The organism is Streptomyces mexicanus, assembly GCF_902506575.1.
GTDB lineage: Bacteria > Actinomycetota > Actinomycetes > Streptomycetales > Streptomycetaceae > Streptomyces > Streptomyces mexicanus.
This window is the reverse complement of sequence record NZ_LR732657.1, coordinates 1-2,095: the sequence shown is the minus strand read 5'-3', so window position 1 is coordinate 2,095 and position 2,095 is coordinate 1. Positions and strand designations below refer to the sequence as shown.

Here is a 2,095-nt window from a genome sequence, read left to right as displayed (position 1 = left end):
GACCGACCCCGACCGGACCACCACCCCCACTCCCGCCCCGCTGCGCATCGTCATCGGCAGCGACGACGCCGGATACGCCTACAAGGAGGCCATCAAGGCCGACCTGGAGGCCGATCCCCGGGTCGCCCACGTGCAGGACATCGGAGTCGGCGAGGACGAACACACCGCCTATCCGCACATCGGGGTCACGGCGGCCCGGCTCGTCGCCGAGGGCCGGGCCGACCGCGCGCTGCTGTTCTGCGGCACCGGGCTGGGCGTCGCGATCAGCGCGAACAAGGTGCGCGGTGTCCGCGCGGTGACCGCGCACGACAGTTTCTCCGTCGAACGCGCCGTGCTCAGCAACAACGCCCAGGTGCTCACCATGGGCCAGCGGGTCATCGGGCTGGAACTCGCGCGCCGCCTGGTCGGCGAGTGGCTCGGCTACCGCTTCGACCCCTCCTCGCCCTCCGGAGCCAAGGTCGAGGTCCTCGACTCCTACGACACCGGCGCCGCCGAGGCGGCCCACGAGGCCGGTTCCGGCTGCTGAGCCCCCACCCTGCGGCGCGCGGACGTCCGCCGCCTCTTACAACGACGTAAGGACACCCCGCATGATGGCCTCGTTCGCCCTGCCCCTGGCAGCCGCGCCGTGGACCGGACACGACACCCGGCTGATCGTCATGGTCGCCGTGGCGATCGCCGTGATCGTCTCCCTCATCGCGCTGTGCGACTTCCATCCGTTCATCGCCCTGATCGGCGGATCCATCGTCCTCGGCATCGGTTCGGGCGCCGAACTGGCCAAGGTCGTCGAGTCGTTCGGCAACGGCATGGGCGCGACTCTCGGTTCCACCGGCGCGTTGATCGCCCTCGGCGCGATCCTCGGCAAACTGCTCGCGGACTCCGGTGCCGTCGACCGGATCGTGGACACCATCGCTTCCCGGTCCGGGCCGCGGCTGCTGCCCTGGTCCATGGCGTTGATCGCCGCGATCATCGGTCTTCCGATGTTCTTCGAGGTCGGCCTCGTCCTGCTGATCCCGATCATCGTGGTCATGGCCCACCGCACCCGTACGCCGCTGGTGCTGCTGGCCGTTCCGGCACTGGCCGGACTGGGGACGCTGCACGCGTTCGTGCCGCCGCACCCCGGTCCGCTGGTCGCGGTCGGCGCGCTGAAGGCCGACATCGGCACCACGCTCGGACTCGGCCTGGTCGCGGCGATCCCCACGGTGATCGTGGCGGGTCCGCTGTACGCGAAGTTCATCTCCCGGCACGTGCGCACCGAGGCGCCCGCCGAACTGGTGGCGTCACTGATGAGGTCCCAGGGCGAGGGCAAGGGCACGGGCACGAACACGGATCAGGGCACGGACGGGCCGACGGCGGTCCGTACGCCCGGATTCGGGGCGTCGCTCGGTGTGATCGCGCTGCCGGTCGTGCTGATGCTCGCCAAATCGATCGCGGACATCGCCTTCCCCGGCTCGGCCTGGTACGACCGGCTGCTCGACTTCCTCGGCACCCCGCTTGTGGCGATGTTCCTCGCCGTGCTGGTCGCCATGGCCCTCTTCGGCTGGGGGCTGGGGCGCAGCCGGGCCGAGGTACGCGGCATCGTCACCGCGGGGCTGCCCGCCGTCGCCGGCATCCTGCTGATCGTCGGCGCGGGCGGCGGCTTCAAGCAGCTCATCGTGGACACCGGTGTGGCCGACGCCATCGGCAAGGCCGCCGCCGAGGCGCACATGCCGGTCCTCGTCCTGGGCTGGCTGCTGGCCGTGCTGATCCGGCTGGCCGCCGGCTCGGCCACCGTCGCCACCACGGCCGCCGCCGGGATCATGGCTCCTCTGGCGGCCGGTGCCCCGACGGTGGAGGCGTCCCTCATCGCGCTGGCCGTCGGTGCCGGGTCCCTGTTCTTCTCGCACGTCAACGACGCCGGCTTCTGGCTCTCCAAGGAGTACTTCGGCATGAGCGTCGCCCAGAACATCAAGACCTGGTCCGTCCTGTCCACGATCGTCGCCGTCATGGGCCTGGGCATGTCGCTGCTCATGTACACGGTCCTGGTCTGACCCGGGTGCGCGGCGCCGTCGATCGCCCCGGCGGCGCGCGCCCGGGTCAGACCAGGACCGTGTACATG

2 protein-coding genes are annotated in these 2,095 nt (G+C 71.1%); both read left to right on the top strand.

Annotated features, from left to right (window positions below; genetic code table 11):
* Positions 1 to 40: 40 nt before the first annotated feature.
* Positions 41 to 526, top strand: coding sequence for a ribose-5-phosphate isomerase (locus GV126_RS34370; RefSeq protein WP_159675190.1), 486 nt, complete (start codon positions 41 to 43; stop codon positions 524 to 526).
* Between the two features lie 64 nt (positions 527 to 590).
* Positions 591 to 2,027: a GntT/GntP/DsdX family permease gene (locus GV126_RS34365; protein ID WP_159675188.1), complete on the top strand. Its 1,437-nt coding sequence runs from the start codon at positions 591 to 593 to the stop codon at positions 2,025 to 2,027.
* Positions 2,028 to 2,095: the final 68 nt, after the last annotated feature.